Origin of the sequence: Lysinibacillus sp. 1 U-2021, assembly GCF_029916965.1 — a bacterium.
In the GTDB taxonomy this organism is placed as follows: domain Bacteria; phylum Bacillota; class Bacilli; order Bacillales_A; family Planococcaceae; genus Lysinibacillus; species Lysinibacillus capsici.
Map to the genome: position 1 here is coordinate 2,143,480 of NZ_CP123966.1, position 14,252 is coordinate 2,157,731.

At 38.7% G+C, this 14,252-nt stretch carries 18 protein-coding genes and 1 other annotated feature; all 18 genes read right to left on the reverse strand.

Annotation, left to right across the window (positions count from 1 at the left end; genetic code table 11):
• The gene (gene obgE, locus QH639_RS10875; protein WP_054550027.1) at positions 1-1,290 is read right to left on the reverse strand and encodes a GTPase ObgE; all 1,290 of its coding nucleotides are present in this window, start codon (positions 1,288-1,290) and stop codon (positions 1-3) included.
• Positions 1,291-1,295: 5 nt separating this feature from the next.
• Positions 1,296-1,823: a Spo0B domain-containing protein gene (locus QH639_RS10880; protein WP_131520486.1), complete on the reverse strand. Its 528-nt coding sequence runs from the start codon at positions 1,821-1,823 to the stop codon at positions 1,296-1,298.
• Positions 1,824-2,000: 177 nt separating this feature from the next.
• Positions 2,001-2,300: a 50S ribosomal protein L27 gene (gene rpmA, locus QH639_RS10885; RefSeq protein ID WP_016991892.1), complete on the reverse strand. Its 300-nt coding sequence runs from the start codon at positions 2,298-2,300 to the stop codon at positions 2,001-2,003.
• Positions 2,297-2,653 (reverse strand): ribosomal-processing cysteine protease Prp, encoded by a 357-nt coding sequence (locus tag QH639_RS10890; RefSeq protein WP_016991891.1) that lies wholly within the window; start codon positions 2,651-2,653, stop codon positions 2,297-2,299. Before QH639_RS10890 ends, rpmA begins: the two co-directional genes overlap by 4 nt.
• A gap of 16 nt (positions 2,654-2,669) precedes the next feature.
• Entirely contained in the window at positions 2,670-2,978 is a 309-nt protein-coding gene (gene rplU, locus QH639_RS10895) for a 50S ribosomal protein L21 (RefSeq protein WP_004226667.1), read from the reverse strand.
• Between the two features lie 14 nt (positions 2,979-2,992).
• Positions 2,993-3,069, reverse strand: a sequence feature (ribosomal protein L21 leader region).
• A gap of 45 nt (positions 3,070-3,114) precedes the next feature.
• On the reverse strand, positions 3,115-3,726 hold the full coding sequence (locus QH639_RS10900; protein WP_131520485.1) for a zinc metalloprotease: 612 nt from the start codon (positions 3,724-3,726) through the stop codon (positions 3,115-3,117).
• Positions 3,716-4,270: a peptidoglycan DD-metalloendopeptidase family protein gene (locus QH639_RS10905; protein ID WP_016991889.1), complete on the reverse strand. Its 555-nt coding sequence runs from the start codon at positions 4,268-4,270 to the stop codon at positions 3,716-3,718. Before QH639_RS10905 ends, QH639_RS10900 begins: the two co-directional genes overlap by 11 nt.
• 93 nt (positions 4,271-4,363) lie before the next feature.
• Positions 4,364-5,161, reverse strand: a complete 798-nt coding sequence (gene minD, locus QH639_RS10910) for a septum site-determining protein MinD (protein ID WP_131520484.1) — start codon at positions 5,159-5,161, stop codon at positions 4,364-4,366.
• Between the two features lies 1 nt (position 5,162).
• Positions 5,163-5,831 carry a septum site-determining protein MinC gene (minC, locus tag QH639_RS10915; protein WP_131520483.1) on the reverse strand — a complete coding sequence of 223 codons (669 nt, stop codon included), beginning with the start codon at positions 5,829-5,831 and terminating at the stop codon, positions 5,163-5,165.
• 27 nt (positions 5,832-5,858) lie between these two features.
• Complete coding sequence (gene mreD / locus QH639_RS10920; RefSeq protein ID WP_004226656.1) at positions 5,859-6,383, reverse strand: rod shape-determining protein MreD; 525 nt, start codon at positions 6,381-6,383, stop codon at positions 5,859-5,861.
• A complete protein-coding gene (gene mreC / locus QH639_RS10925) occupies positions 6,383-7,297 on the reverse strand; it encodes a rod shape-determining protein MreC (protein WP_048395155.1) in 915 nt (304 codons plus the stop codon). The genes mreD and mreC overlap by 1 nt, the downstream gene beginning before the upstream one ends.
• A gap of 13 nt (positions 7,298-7,310) precedes the next feature.
• The gene (locus QH639_RS10930) at positions 7,311-8,330 is read right to left on the reverse strand and encodes a rod shape-determining protein (RefSeq protein WP_004226654.1); all 1,020 of its coding nucleotides are present in this window, start codon (positions 8,328-8,330) and stop codon (positions 7,311-7,313) included.
• Between the two features lie 581 nt (positions 8,331-8,911).
• Complete coding sequence (gene radC, locus QH639_RS10935; RefSeq protein ID WP_175400705.1) at positions 8,912-9,583, reverse strand: RadC family protein; 672 nt, start codon at positions 9,581-9,583, stop codon at positions 8,912-8,914.
• 33 nt (positions 9,584-9,616) lie between these two features.
• Positions 9,617-10,210, reverse strand: coding sequence for a Maf family protein (locus QH639_RS10940; protein WP_131520482.1), 594 nt, complete (start codon positions 10,208-10,210; stop codon positions 9,617-9,619).
• A 98-nt stretch (positions 10,211-10,308) separates the two neighbouring features.
• Entirely contained in the window at positions 10,309-10,953 is a 645-nt protein-coding gene (locus tag QH639_RS10945) for a hypothetical protein (RefSeq protein WP_131520481.1), read from the reverse strand.
• Positions 10,954-11,120: 167 nt separating this feature from the next.
• Positions 11,121-12,371, reverse strand: coding sequence for a bifunctional folylpolyglutamate synthase/dihydrofolate synthase (locus tag QH639_RS10950; RefSeq protein WP_281116051.1), 1,251 nt, complete (start codon positions 12,369-12,371; stop codon positions 11,121-11,123).
• Positions 12,368-13,648, reverse strand: coding sequence for a bifunctional folylpolyglutamate synthase/dihydrofolate synthase (locus QH639_RS10955; RefSeq protein ID WP_193767348.1), 1,281 nt, complete (start codon positions 13,646-13,648; stop codon positions 12,368-12,370). The genes QH639_RS10950 and QH639_RS10955 overlap by 4 nt, the downstream gene beginning before the upstream one ends.
• 134 nt (positions 13,649-13,782) lie before the next feature.
• Entirely contained in the window at positions 13,783-14,181 is a 399-nt protein-coding gene (locus tag QH639_RS10960) for a hypothetical protein (protein ID WP_131520478.1), read from the reverse strand.
• Between the last annotated feature and the right edge of the window lie 71 nt (positions 14,182-14,252).

Consider the following 14,252-nt stretch of genomic DNA (forward strand, 5'->3'; position numbering starts at 1 on the left):
TTAATCGACAAATTCAAATTCAAACTCTTGTAGGCGAACTGTATCGCCATCTTGTGCTCCACGCTCACGCAGAGCCTCGTCCACACCCATTGCACGCAATTGACGAGCAAAACGACGTATACCATCCTCACGGCTAAAGTCCGTCATTTTAAATAAACGCTCAATTGCATAACCACTAATAATAAATGTACCATCATCATCACGTGTGATTTCGAAATCTTCACCTTTCGCCTCATGCTTGTACATTACGGTTGCGTCTGATTGCTCCTCTAGATCATCATATAGTGGGAATTCAGGCGTTACTTCTAATAGATCGGCAATGGCAAAAAGTAGCTCTTTTAAACCTTGACGTGAAACAGCAGAAATTGGGAAAATTTGAACGTCTTCTCCAACCTTCTGACGGAAAGCTTGTAAATTCTCTTCTGCATCTGGCATATCCATTTTATTGGCTACGATAATTTGTGGACGCTCTGTTAAACGAAGATTATATTGTTTTAGCTCTTCATTAATTGTTAAATAATCTTCATATGGATCGCGGCCTTCCATCCCTGACATATCAATGACATGAACGATAACGCGTGTACGTTCGATATGTCGTAAAAATTGATGACCTAATCCAACGCCTTGATGTGCTCCTTCAATAAGCCCTGGTAAATCAGCCATCGCAAAGCTTCGATGGTCATCCGTTTCAATCATGCCTAAGTTCGGTACAATTGTTGTGAAATGATAAGCACCAATTTTTGGCTTTGCCGCGGAAACAACAGATAAAAGTGTTGATTTACCAACACTTGGGAAACCAACTAACCCTACATCTGCTAAAACTTTTAACTCTAATATAACATTTAATTCTTGTCCTGGCTCACCTTTTTCAGAAAGTTCTGGCGCTGGGTTGGCAGGTGTAGCAAAGCGAGAATTACCTCGTCCACCTCTGCCTGCTTTCGCAATAACTGCTCTTTGCCCATGCTCGACTAAGTCAGCAATAACGGCATTTGTTTCTTCATTCATAACCACTGTGCCTGGTGGTACTTTAACAATTAAATCCTCCGCATTTTTACCATGCATGCCTTTACTCATCCCATGCTCGCCACGAGGTGCTTTAAAATGGCGTTTATAGCGGAAATCCATTAATGTTCGTAAGCCCTCTTCTACTTCAAATACAACGTTACCACCGTGTCCACCATCTCCACCAGCTGGACCACCATTTGGTACATATTTTTCACGGCGAAAGGCTACCATACCGTCTCCGCCATCGCCACCTTTAACATAAATCTTTACGTGATCGACAAACATTTAGTTCACTCCCTATTTGCACTCAAGACATATTGCCAGCGTGTAGTTGTCTGCTCAATTGTTTGAATGTCGAATTGTTTCAAACCTTTTTCGGTGAATGCATCAGCACTCCATAACCCATTTAGCGTGAATGTCACGGCAAATGTATGATCGTCAACACGTACATCAAGCGTTAGGATCTGCTCTGTAAATGGATCTAATGTATCATAAACATGCATAACTGTTTTGTTTAAATAATCTACAACTTCCTGATCAATATCATTGGTCACAGGCTTTTTTATCTCACCGCCTAGCTTCCATGCTAATGATGGGTAACGCCATGCTGCTGTTTGAAGCCATTCAATTGTTTGTGGTAATTGTAGTCGATTGAGGATAGAAAATACTCGTAATTGTTCTGAATAATGTTGAATAAGTTTTTTCGATTCCTCGATTCTACCTAAATCTAAATTCATGCGAATCAGTTGCAGTTGATTCACATAATCATGATTTGCAAAACGTAATACTTCACTAATGGTTAGTGATTGATTGTTCATCCCATTCACTCCAATAAAGTTATCCTTACTAGTATAACAAGTTTTGCTGTATTTTTCCCTTAATTCTTTAATCAATTATACCTTGGTGTCATTGCGTCCAATCGGCTTTTTTGAAATGTAGCCAAAAAAAGGACTGCAATAAATGCAGTCCTCCGCTTTATGTTATCTTATAAAAGATTAAGCTTCTTGTGTTGTTGGATAAACAGATACTTGTTTGCGATCGCGACCTAAACGTTCAAATTTAACAACGCCGTCAACTTTAGCAAATAGTGTATCGTCACCACCACGACCTACGTTTGTACCTGGGTAAATTTTTGTACCGCGTTGACGGTAAAGAATTGAACCACCTGTTACGAATTGGCCATCAGCACGTTTTGCACCAAGTCGTTTAGACTCAGAGTCACGTCCGTTTTTAGTAGAACCTACCCCTTTTTTCGATGCAAAAAGTTGAAGGTCTAATGCTAATAATAATTTCATCGAGTTCCACCTCCTACTTGGTTGTAGTTGATTTGGATGTATTGTCCGTAATTTTGCACCATAGAATACACTTGGGCAGTCATTACTTGAACAATTAACTGTAGTTTTGCATCTACTTCAGGCTCTATGTCTGATGGTAAATCTACCTTGAGATAGCCTCCACCTTCAGCAGCTTGTTCGATTTCTGGCTGAATTTGTAATAATGCATAAATAGCATTCACTGTACCGATGGCTATAGTTGATGCTCCTGCACATACTAAATCCTTACCAGATTCATCATAACCAGCATGTCCTGAAAATTCGAATGCTGACACATGTCTATTTTCATCGTGATGAATCGTAACTTGTATCATTCGCTATACCTCACAATTAAGCGTTGATTGCTTCAACAACTAATTTTGTGTAAGGTTGACGGTGACCTTGTTTACGACGGTAGTTCTTTTTAGCTTTCAATTTGAAAACAACGATTTTTTTCGCACGGCCTTCTTTAACAACTTTAGCTGTTACAGTAGCGCCTTCTACGAATGGAGCGCCAACTTTAACGTTTTCGCCACCTACGAATAAAACTTTATCAAAAGTTACAACCTCATCAGCTTCTACGCCTAATTTTTCAACATAGATTTCTTGACCAGCTTCTACTTTGACTTGTTTACCACCAGTTTCAATAATTGCGTACATTTTACTGCACCTCCTCTTAGACTCAGACTCGCCTGTTTCATAAGGTGATCTACTAGACACTTAAACCTTTACAGAGCGGTTGTAGTAGCACGGGTGCTACAAACAATAACATTAAAATATTACCACACGAATTTTTTCAAGTCAATCTATTCATAACATATTTTTCAAAAGCAACTCGATATTTTCGATAACGCCATTCTTTCAACACTTGCAACCAGATGAATAAATTTATGATGGCTAAAAAAATAGATTGTGGCAAGAACTTGAAAGTGACAAGTAATAGAATAGTAGCTACGATGAATGATAACCAATAATATAGCTCTATCACGTGAGCTCTTGGATATTTTAAAAATAGGCAGGCTAACAATATCCTTCCACCATCTAACGGTATGATGGGTACAATATTTACAGCCAATAACACGAGTTGTACATTTATAAGCTTAGTAGCGAGTAAATCAGGCATAAAAAAAGCGAGGCCAATCCCAATAATCGTAGCGATTGGCCCTCCTAATGCAATCCATAGGAGTGACGAAGCTTGCACAACCGCTGGATTTTCAAATTGAATTTCTCCCCCGTATGGTGTAATTACGCAGGATTTCACCTTCACTCCACACATTACTGCCGCAATTAAGTGACCAGCCTCATGCCACAGTAAGGAAAACAGAATGATCGCGTAATAGGCTAACTGGCCACTAAAAATCATGACAAATACGAGAGGGATACACAGAAGATGTAATTTAATCCTCATTTGTCTCCGTCGTTTCAAGCCATTGCACAATTTGCTCTAAATCATAATGGGCATCTCCCTTTTCGATGGACACATAAAGTTGACCCGCTTCTTTCATGCCAATTAAATCATTTGCTTGAATAGATGTGTATGGTAGTTGAGCTAAACTATCTAACATACCATAGGAAACGGTTGTACCATCTTCATAGCTGATGGTCATGGTCTTACCTGTGTACTTTGTATGGCCAGTAAAAACGACTAATCCATTTTGACCAGCATAGATAGGTAAGCCAACATCATACTGCAATAGATAGCCTTCTTTAAATACTTGGGCATTCGCAAATGTTAAAAGATCTGCCTGCCCTACATCACTAGAAACCATGATGGTCTCTTTTTCTTTTTCGAACCAGCTTTGTCCGAGTTCACTTAAATACGTTAAATCAGCAGAGGTTGTAACAAGCTTCCGAACAGGTGTATCCACTACACCCTGGTCCTCTAAACGAATTACAAGCATGATCGCCGCCACAAGAAGTATCGTGACAAACCATTTCCATTTTTTAAACAAGCCCTCATCCTTTTTTCCTCACTATATGTGATTGCATGTCCAAACATGCACAAGAAAAAACCTTCTCGTACAATTGCACGAAAAGGTTTTAATTTATTTTGAGAAAAGGGCTTTAAGTTTTGAAAACATCCCTCTTTGCTCATCTTGTATAGCCATTAATGGCACTGATTCACCAAGAATACGACGGGCAATATTTCGATAGCCTAATGACGCTTTATTTGAGGGGTCCATTACAATTGGTTCACCTTTATTAGAAGATGAGATGACGCCTTCACTGTCTATAATAATGCCTAATAAATCAATAGATAAATGAGTTGTAATTTCATTGACATCCAGTGTGTCACCGCTCTTCATCATATGTTGTCGAATACGATTAATGATCAGTTTAGGTGCTGTGATCTCTTCCTGCTCCAGTAAACCAATAATACGATCTGCATCACGAACAGCAGAAATTTCAGGTGTTGTGACAACAATCGCATGATCTGCACCAGCAACAGCGTTACGGTAGCCTTGCTCAATTCCCGCTGGGCAATCGATTAATACATAATCATAATCTCTTTTCAATTCCTCTACTAAGCTCTTCATTTGCTCAGGGGTAACAGCATTTTTATCTGTTGTTTGAGCAGCAGGTAATAAAAATAGTTTCTCATCTACGCGTTTATCCTTAATCAATGCTTGATGAATTTTACAGCGTCCTTCCACCACATCAACTAGGTCATAAATAATACGATTTTCAAGGCCTAAAATCACATCTAAATTACGTAGGCCAATATCCGTATCCACTAAACATATTTTTTTACCTTGTAGAGCCAATGCAGTCCCAAGGTTAGCCGTTGTCGTTGTTTTACCGACACCGCCTTTACCTGAAGTTATGACGATCGCTTCTCCCACACTAGCTTCCTCCCTTAGACACATTTAACAATGGTCGAATATTTTTTAAGGCATGAATTTGATCGTACGTAATGCGTCCATCGTAGCCAATAAATGCACAAGTCATTTCTACTTGATTTATCGCTTTTACATGTTCATCTGACATTACCTGAACTTGATCGGCAATCATGATATGCGTGGCTTCAAATCGAGATGCTGCAATAATTGCTTCTTTATTGCCTTGCATACCAGCATGTGCAATCCCTTTAAGTCTACCTAGGACATATACATTACCTCCAGCCTCAACACGACCGTTTGGATTGACATTTCCTATGATGGTAATATCCCCAGATGAACGCAGAATTTGTCCTGATCTGACCACTCCTATATATGTATCTTGTTGGCTTTCAAACATCTTCTGGTTGCTCTCGTGGACAGTCAGTACTTCACTTTGCACCTTCGATACAATAAGCTGTTCTGTTTCTTCTATAATTTTTATAAGTTCATTTAATTGTTCTTCAGTACAGTATCGATAGCCTAAGTATAATTGTACATCAACTTTACCATCGATACCGCCCTCTAAAACCTTATTCTTTAATTCTTCCACTAGTTCACTATACGCACATTGGTCGTCTAGGCGTAGTACAAAACCGTCCTTCGTTCCCTTCATATTAACTAACTGTTTTTTCATGAATGCCTCACCTCACGTTGTTCTTTGTTAAGAAACCTCACGTGCTCTCTGTAAGACACGCGCATTAATTAGATACTTGAAGGCCCACCCAAGAATCATTAAAAATAAAGCATTCGCAATGATTGTTGGTAGTAGTCGTGAACGTAAGAAATCCGCTAAAGGAATTGCTGTAAAATCGATTAGGAAAAAGAATTGATAGAGAATAAATTCTAAAATCGCTACTAGTACAACTGAAATTGTAGTTGTTACAACTAAGTGCTGATGTATAACTTTCACGATAGACCCTGCCAAAAAACATATAAGTGGATAAAGTACTGAATATAATCCAATAATATCAATGTAAAACACATCATACAAGACACCAAAAAAAAGTCCATACATTACCGCACGTTGACGGCTGTAATAGATGGATATAAAAATAAGGTATAAGATTAAAAAACGCGGTACCAGAAAATAGACTTCCCCTTTAATTTCAATCGGGGAAAGCATAGCAAATTCTGGTTCTAACAGGAATAGTAAAACCGCTACAGAGGGAATGAGAAATCGAACCATCACTCCGCCTCCTCTTCACTCGCCTCTTGCGGATTCGATAAATCCTCATTCGTTGCATTGCCATCTGAACCATCAATACTTGTGGATGTTCGCTTGGCAATCACAACATGCTCTAAAATTGAAAAATCAGCAGATGGTTTGACATACGCCATTTTCGTTAAACCAAAGTCATCTGTACTAACTTCCGTAATTTCTCCTATCGGCACTCCCTTAGGGAAAATACCACCAAGACCTGAAGAAACTACTTGCTCGCCTTCTTTCACCTTCATGCTAGAATCGATTCGCTTCATAATGAGTTCATTACGTTCTTCATCAAAGCCCTCGATTAAACCGTATGCTTCTTTTTCTCCTAGCACCATCGCGGAAACACGATAGTTTGGATTATTTGTATTTAAAAGCTCTACCTCAGATGTGAAAGGTGTAACTAGGGTAATTTTCCCCACTAACCCTTTCGCGGTCATAACTGCCATATTTTTTTTGACTCCATGAGAAGACCCTTTATCTAAAATAATTTTCTCTTCCCACTGGTCAGGATTTCTAGCAATCACTGTTGCTTGAATTGGATTAAATGCCTTTAAGCTCTCAGTTTTATCCAAAAGCTCTCGAAGCTTGTTATTCTCTGATTTTAAATCCGTAGCCTCAGCTTGTACAACTGCAAAATCTTCTAAGCGTGCTTTCAAACGTTTATTTTCTTCGTACGTGTTTAAGAGGGAGTCAATACTATTAAAAACACCATTAATATAATTCGCCGGCTTCGCAACAAGCGATTGTGCGAAACCGACAGTATCTTTAATAATTTGCTCTGGTAAAGTTGCATTCGTCCGATCACGTAATGAGAAGCTAATCAATGCCACAAGAAAAACCATGCCTATGAGCAGCAAAATTACTTTCTTATTGAAAAAAAAGTGTGGCATTGCCTAAACCTCCTTACCCTTTAACTTGTTGTTGACGAATTAAGTCGATATGATCTAATGCCTTACCTGTACCAATCGCTACACAGTCTAAAGGATCTTCTGCAATGAATACTGGCATATTTGTCTCTTGGCTGATTACTTTGTCTAAGTTTGTTAGCAGTGCCCCACCACCAGTTAATACAATACCACGCTCCATTACATCAGCAGATAATTCTGGAGGTGTTTGTTCTAATGTTTTACGAACACCGTCAATAATAGAGGCAACCGCTTCACGTAAGGATTCAGAAATTTCCTGTGAAGAAATTTCGATTGTTTTCGGTAATCCTGTTAACAGGTCACGACCTCTAATATCCATTCGTGCTTCTGGTCCTTCTGCCAATGCAGTACCAATTTCCATTTTCACGGCTTCCGCTGTACGTTCACCAATTGTTAAATTATACGTTTTACGGATATACGAAATGATGGATTGATCCATTGCATCACCACCAACACGTACAGATTCACTCGTTACAATACCACCTAAAGAAATAACGGCAACTTCTGTTGTACCTCCACCGATATCAACAACCATTGACCCTGTAGGATCCCATACAGGAAGATTTGAACCGATTGCTGCTGCAAATGGCTCTTCGATTGTGAACGCCTCTTTTGCACCTGCTTGGCGTGCAGCATCAATAACAGCACGCTGCTCCACTGAAGTAATACCATAAGGTACACAAATCATAACATTTGGTTTTTTCCAGTTGCCTCCAGAGTTTTTACATGCTTCTTTTAAATAATACTCAATCATTGCTGTTGTAATATCGAAGTCAGCAATAACGCCATCTTTCATTGGACGAATTGCTACGATTGAGCCAGGTGTTCGACCAATCATATTTTTCGCATCATTACCAACGGCAACAATATCCCCTGTTTTTGTATTTTTTGCTACAACTGAAGGTTCACGTAATACGATTCCCTTTCCTTTAATAAACACTAATGTATTCGCTGTGCCGAGGTCAATCCCGACATCTTTGCTTCCTAGTCCAAACAAATTGTGTACTCCCTTTCTATATAAGCCATACTTTCGTTGACATCCAATATATTTGACGACAATGTATAGGAAATTGAATTGTGTACATACACAATTGACTCCTTTCAACGTCCATAACATCTGTCAAATTTTTTTATCTCCATCAGTTGGTAGTTTACACCTATGAAAAAACTACACACTCATTCACCTCACCACCAATTTTGATGGGAGTCCTCCCTGAATAAAGATAAAATTCATACCGTTCATTATAACGGAAAAACGCAAGAATTTGTAGTATCACATACTTCATCTCACAGAAAAGATACTATTTTAATTCCCTCTTAAACTAAAAATAGTACGTATAGATTAGCATATAATTTTTATTCCCATAAGACAATGTGTATCAGGCTACCAATTTTTGTGAAGATAATTGCTTTTCTATGAATACATTAACGTTATGTAAGAAAAAAGGTTCGCCAATATACCACAAAAAAATACAAAAAATTTTTAGGATTGGCTATAATTAAGGCCATTTATAGTAATAGCATCTTCTAAACAACAAATGGATTCATCATAAAAAACTCTGCATATTGTATGCAGAGTTAAAAATATCCTTTTTCCTTTAAACTAATATATTGATGATCACCGATGATGACGTGATCTATTAACTCTATTCCAATAATATAGCCTGCTTCAACAATTCGCTTTGTTACTTCAATGTCCTCCGTGCTCGGTGTTGGCACACCACTTGGATGGTTGTGGGCACATATAATAGAAGCGGCAGACCTTTTGACAGCTTCTCGAAATATTTCTCTAGGATGAACAATGGAAGCATTTAAACTGCCAATGAAAATCGTCTGCTTATGAATAATTTGATTTTTTATATTTAAAAAAAGGACTACAAAGTGCTCCTGATTAAGCGACGTCATATCAGGCATTAAGTAAGTTGCTGCATCTTGCGGAGAACGTATTGTGAATTTCTCATCATTATGTTTTTGAGCCAGTCTTCTACCAAGTTCAACGGCAGCCATTAATTGAATAGCTTTCACCTCGCCAATTCCTTTAATCGCCATCATTTCTTCGATGGTTGCATGCTTCAAATGATGGAGTCGTTCAAAAACATTTAACACCCTATTTGCAAGAACAAGCACAGATTCTTCCTTTGTGCCTGTCCTCAATAAAATAGCGAGTAGCTCTTGATTCGATAAACTCTCAGCTCCTTGTCGTAATAGCCGTTCACGGGGGCGATCCTCTATATTGACATCACGTATCATCAAAGTTGGTAAAGCGTCTTCTAGCAAAAATGTTCACTCCTTCGCAAATTGGACTATCTGTAGATCCACCAATTGCGAAAACAAAGCTGCAAGTGGTAGACCTACAACGTTGTTATAATCTCCTTCAATTCGTTTAACTAATAGTGTACCAATCGTTTGAATGCCATAACCACCCGCTTTATCAAAAGGATCTCCTGAATCTACATAAGCTTCGATTAATTCCTGCGATAGACGGTGGAAAACAACTGTAGTCTCTTCCACAAAGGTCGTTTCCTTTCCATTCGGTTCGATTATAGCGACCGCAGTCATCACACTATGTTTGTTATCTGACAAACGTAATAAGTGAGAAATAGCTTCCTCACGCGTTTTAGGTTTATGTAGTAGCTCTTGATTGTAAACAACGATTGTATCTGCACCAATAATCGTGGCATTAGCTGCTTTTTTGGCTACATCACGCGTCTTCAATAAAGCTACTCCTTTTACATAATCCTGCATTGTATGAGCTTGTACACTTGTTTCTTCCACTTCACTTGTCAAGACTTCAAACGGGAGTGCTAGCATGTTAAGCAATTCCTTGCGCCTAGGGGAAGCAGAAGCAAGGACAAGCTTATGATTTGTTTTTAACATTATCTGATCATTCCTCCTTATCCTTATGATACAGAAGAATGCACAATTTGAAAATTTTCAAAAAAACAAGATAATGAAGATTTCATTATTATTTATTGTTAAAACTTCACTTGAAGACACGTATTTTTAGATTGGTAATGTGCAAAAACATGCAGACGAATGATGTTGATATCGTTGGAAATAGTAGAGGCCGCTGCGCCAATGGACTGCCAATCCTCAGGTAGCGTTGAGTCCTTGCCATTTTCCTTAAAATTTAATTTTGCGGCATTTTTATCTGCTAAAGCAGTTGGTATTTCTGCCAAGGTAGGTTCTTTACAGCTTTCACCACTGACGCTAAATGCCTTTTTAAAGGTTGCGGGGTCCTGTAAAAATTTTAGCTGACTTTCCTCCGTCACCATGCTTGTCCACACATAAAACTTGTCATCAACTTGAACGATCGCGCTCTCTTTTAAGGCAGGATACTCAGCAACAAATGAACTTGCGCTCTCATAGTTTGAATACACGCCGGCTTGGCTTGCATAAAACATCGATGCATTAGATGTATTGGTTGTCTCTCCGGCAGTTGGAATCGTTTCTGTTTGTGATTGATTATTTGCCACTTCACTACCATTTTTATTTAAAGGTAATTGTGTGCTGGCTTGTAAAACGCCCAGAAAAATTGCTACACCTAATAGTCCAACAAATCCACCAATAATCATTGCTCGAAATATTTGTTTTTTCATCACATGACTTACAATTTTCATTCAACTATCACCTCATCCTTCCACCTATCTATGCCAACATCATATGATATTATATGTACATTCCATAGGGTAAATGCGAATTTATTATTTTTTGATACGGGACTCATTACAATCTAAATTTGCAGCTATAAAAAAACTAGGACTCACTTTCAAGAGCCCTAGTTTTTTCATTGTTTTAATCTATGACGAACCTCTGTTAATAAGTATAACGAGCCTGCTACAATGGTTCTCTGCTGTCTATGTGATTGTGCCTGTATAAAGGATGTATAGTCTACCAAGGTTGTTTTCGATGTTGCATGAGAAAGTTTGACCATTTGATGGGCTGGCATTGCTCGTGAATTAGCAAAATCAACGAAGTAAAAGTCATCACTCACCTGCTCTAGAAGTCTGAGAATCTGCTGAATATCTTTATCTGCTAGTATGCCAACGACAAATGTTATCGGCTCATTTGGATATTCACATTGAATCGTTTCTACTAATTTTTCAGCACTTGCAGGATTATGCGCACCATCCAATATAACGAAAGGCATTATTTCTTCAAAGCGTCCCAAAATAGAGGCCTTTTGCACAGCTTGACGAATAGCTGTTTGATCAATAGACACGCCTAATACTGACGTGACTTCAAAAAATGCTGTAATGGCGAGAGCCATATTGTTCCCCTGATGTGTCCCCTTCATAGAACGATTCAGGTTCGTTATCTGGAACTGCTGCACGTCGTTCATATAGCTTTCTCCATCAGTTGTTTGCTTAATGGCAAAATGCTGACCTAATGCAAATAGAGTGGCTTTTTTTCGAATGGCTACTGCATCCACAACTCGCTTCGCCTCACCAGGCAAATCACCAATAATAACTGGACGTTGTTGTTTAATAATACCTGCTTTATGGTGTGCAATGCTTTCAAGCGTATCCCCTAAAAACTTTGTGTGCTCTAAAGCAATACTTGGGATAATAGAGACAATAGGTGTTACCACATTTGTGCTATCCAATAAACCACCCATGCCCGCTTCAATCAGCGCAATATCCACCTGCCCATTGACAAAATGTAAAAATGCCGCCACCGTCAGCAATTCAAAATCGGTTAGTTTGCCACTCAGCCCAGCCTCATGTATCTGTTGGAAAACCTGATCCATTTCAGCCTCTGTTATAGGTTGACCAGCTATTTGAATTTGGTCATGAACATCAACGATACATGGTGACATAAATTTGCCTACGCGTAAGCCATGTTCTTGTGCAATTGCCTCTAGAAATGTTAACGTAGAGCCTTTGCCATTTGTACCCGCTAAGTGGACAACACGCAAAGTTTGCTCAGGATTACCTAAATATGATAAAGCCTCTTCAATCGCTGTAAGACCTGGTTTAATGATATCATCACTTTTAACCTGCCATTTCTCTTTATAATGATCAAAGTTTGGGATCATCGTCCTTCCTCCTGTAGCCACTGTCGAGCTTGTGCTATAAAGTATAATGAGCCTGTAATGACAACAATATCCTCTTTTTGGCGTTCTCGCACTACGGTTTGGAGGCTATTTAGCCATTCTGTATGAACCGTTTTATTTGCATGAGTCGACAACATCGCTAAGCTTTCAGCTGGCATTGCATTCGGCAGGTCTATTTGTGTAAAAATGATCGAGGTGGCAACAGCATCCATTAGTTCTATACTGTTGGCATGATCTTTATCTGCTAATGCCGCATAAATAAAGTGATAATTGTTTCTTGGATAGACATTTTTTAGTGTTTGGATCAGAGCAGCTGTCCCCTCTGAATTATGAGCACCATCTAGCACAATTTGATTTGGCCATTGCTCAAAGCGGCCTGCCCATTGCGCACATTGTAGTCCTTGACAAATAGACTCATTAGTAATGACAATTGCCTCCTGCTGACGTAATGTTAACATGGCTGTGATTGCCAAACTTGCATTATTTATTTGATGTTGACCAGCCATTTTTAATGGTACATCCTTCATCAAGACAGGGTCCTTTTCATATGTAAAATGCTGATAGTCAGTACTTTGCCAACTATTTGTCACCATGAAGTCTTGACCTAAAACATAGCACGTCGCATGTCGTTCCTCTGCCGTGGCTTTAATGACAGCCAATGCCTCCTCATTATGAACACCTACAACAACTGGTATGCCTTCCTTGATGATACCAGCTTTTTCAGCGGCAACCTTTGCGAAAGTGTCGCCTAAAAAGGCTGTATGCTCTAACGAGATCGTTGTAATAATAGCTAAAAGTGGCGTTACGACATTAGTCGCATCCAAACGCCCTCCAAGCCCTGTCTCAATAAGAGCTATATCTACACCTTCCTGTGCAAAATACTGAAACATAATGAGTGTAACTACCTCAAAAAAGCTTGGAAATTCGCCATTGTAGTGTTCTTCTATAATTTTCGCAAGTTTATTGAAATAGTAGAGAAATTGCTCATCCGAAATTTGGTGGCCGTTAATGGTCATACGTTCATTAACTCGCTCTAAATGTGGAGACGTAAATGCCCCTACAGTGTAGCCTGCATGTTGAAGCATTTCTCTTAATGCGTTCACCGTAGAACCTTTACCATTTGAACCTGCTACATGGATTACTCTTAGCTTGTTGTGAGGTTCATGTAAATGCCCTAGTACTTCTCGCATAAGGACAAGTGGCGCACGTTTATGATCAACTGCTTTTAATGTAAAAATAAATTTTGTACATTCGTTCATTGTGTTAAACAAAAGAAACACTCCTTCTTACTGCAATAACTTTATTTTAGTACAAGTAACGTTTAATAACATAGCAAAATGACAAAATACAAAAAACACGCAGCTAGCAACTGCGTGTTCGTACTAATATTATTTTAATGTACCTTGTGAGCCCCTAATAAAGCACCCATATTATTTAAAATAGTTTTGGCATCACTATTTAATAATGGATGGACATCTGGGCGTTGCACTAATTCAAAAGCGTTTTTTAACGTCCTTTTTAGCATCGATATATCAAAATCTGAGCAATACTCATTAATTTTTTGGATCGTTAATAAATCTGTTCGCGATAATTTAGGGCTATCCTGTTGGGGGTTACTATTTGCTAATATGTGCTTAATAAGGACACGGCCACTTGTATTCAATAAGCGATAATACTTTGCTTCTGATAATTTTAAGAGATTCGTTTCGATTAATACTCTCGCGCTTACAAAGTCTAATTCATCACATGCTTTGTTGACTTTTGTAATAATAGTTGCTATATTCCCTGACATTTTCAACACCTCCATTAGCTCTTATTTTCTTTCTAAAAAAGACTCTCTATCCAAAAAACATCCATTCCCAA

Bases quoted from the DNA above. Each gene is read 5' to 3' on its own strand.
- obgE (WP_054550027.1), bottom strand. From the start codon at position 1,290: ATGTTTGTCGATCACGTAAAGATTTATGTTAAAGGTGGCGATGGCGGA.
- QH639_RS10880 (WP_131520486.1), bottom strand. From the start codon at position 1,823: ATGAACAATCAATCACTAACCATTAGTGAAGTATTACGTTTTGCAAAT.
- rpmA (WP_016991892.1), bottom strand. From the start codon at position 2,300: ATGAAATTATTATTAGCATTAGACCTTCAACTTTTTGCATCGAAAAAA.
- QH639_RS10890 (WP_016991891.1), bottom strand. From the start codon at position 2,653: ATGATACAAGTTACGATTCATCACGATGAAAATAGACATGTGTCAGCA.
- rplU (WP_004226667.1), bottom strand. From the start codon at position 2,978: ATGTACGCAATTATTGAAACTGGTGGTAAACAAGTCAAAGTAGAAGCT.
- QH639_RS10900 (WP_131520485.1), bottom strand. From the start codon at position 3,726: ATGAGGATTAAATTACATCTTCTGTGTATCCCTCTCGTATTTGTCATG.
- minC (WP_131520483.1), bottom strand. From the start codon at position 5,831: ATGAAAAAACAGTTAGTTAATATGAAGGGAACGAAGGACGGTTTTGTA.
- mreD (WP_004226656.1), bottom strand. From the start codon at position 6,383: ATGGTTCGATTTCTCATTCCCTCTGTAGCGGTTTTACTATTCCTGTTA.
- mreC (WP_048395155.1), bottom strand. From the start codon at position 7,297: ATGCCACACTTTTTTTTCAATAAGAAAGTAATTTTGCTGCTCATAGGC.
- radC (WP_175400705.1), bottom strand. From the start codon at position 9,583: ATGATACGTGATGTCAATATAGAGGATCGCCCCCGTGAACGGCTATTA.
- QH639_RS10940 (WP_131520482.1), bottom strand. From the start codon at position 10,210: ATGTTAAAAACAAATCATAAGCTTGTCCTTGCTTCTGCTTCCCCTAGG.
- QH639_RS10945 (WP_131520481.1), bottom strand. From the start codon at position 10,953: ATGAAAATTGTAAGTCATGTGATGAAAAAACAAATATTTCGAGCAATG.
- QH639_RS10950 (WP_281116051.1), bottom strand. From the start codon at position 12,371: ATGATCCCAAACTTTGATCATTATAAAGAGAAATGGCAGGTTAAAAGT.
- QH639_RS10955 (WP_193767348.1), bottom strand. From the start codon at position 13,648: ATGAACGAATGTACAAAATTTATTTTTACATTAAAAGCAGTTGATCAT.
- QH639_RS10960 (WP_131520478.1), bottom strand. From the start codon at position 14,181: ATGTCAGGGAATATAGCAACTATTATTACAAAAGTCAACAAAGCATGT.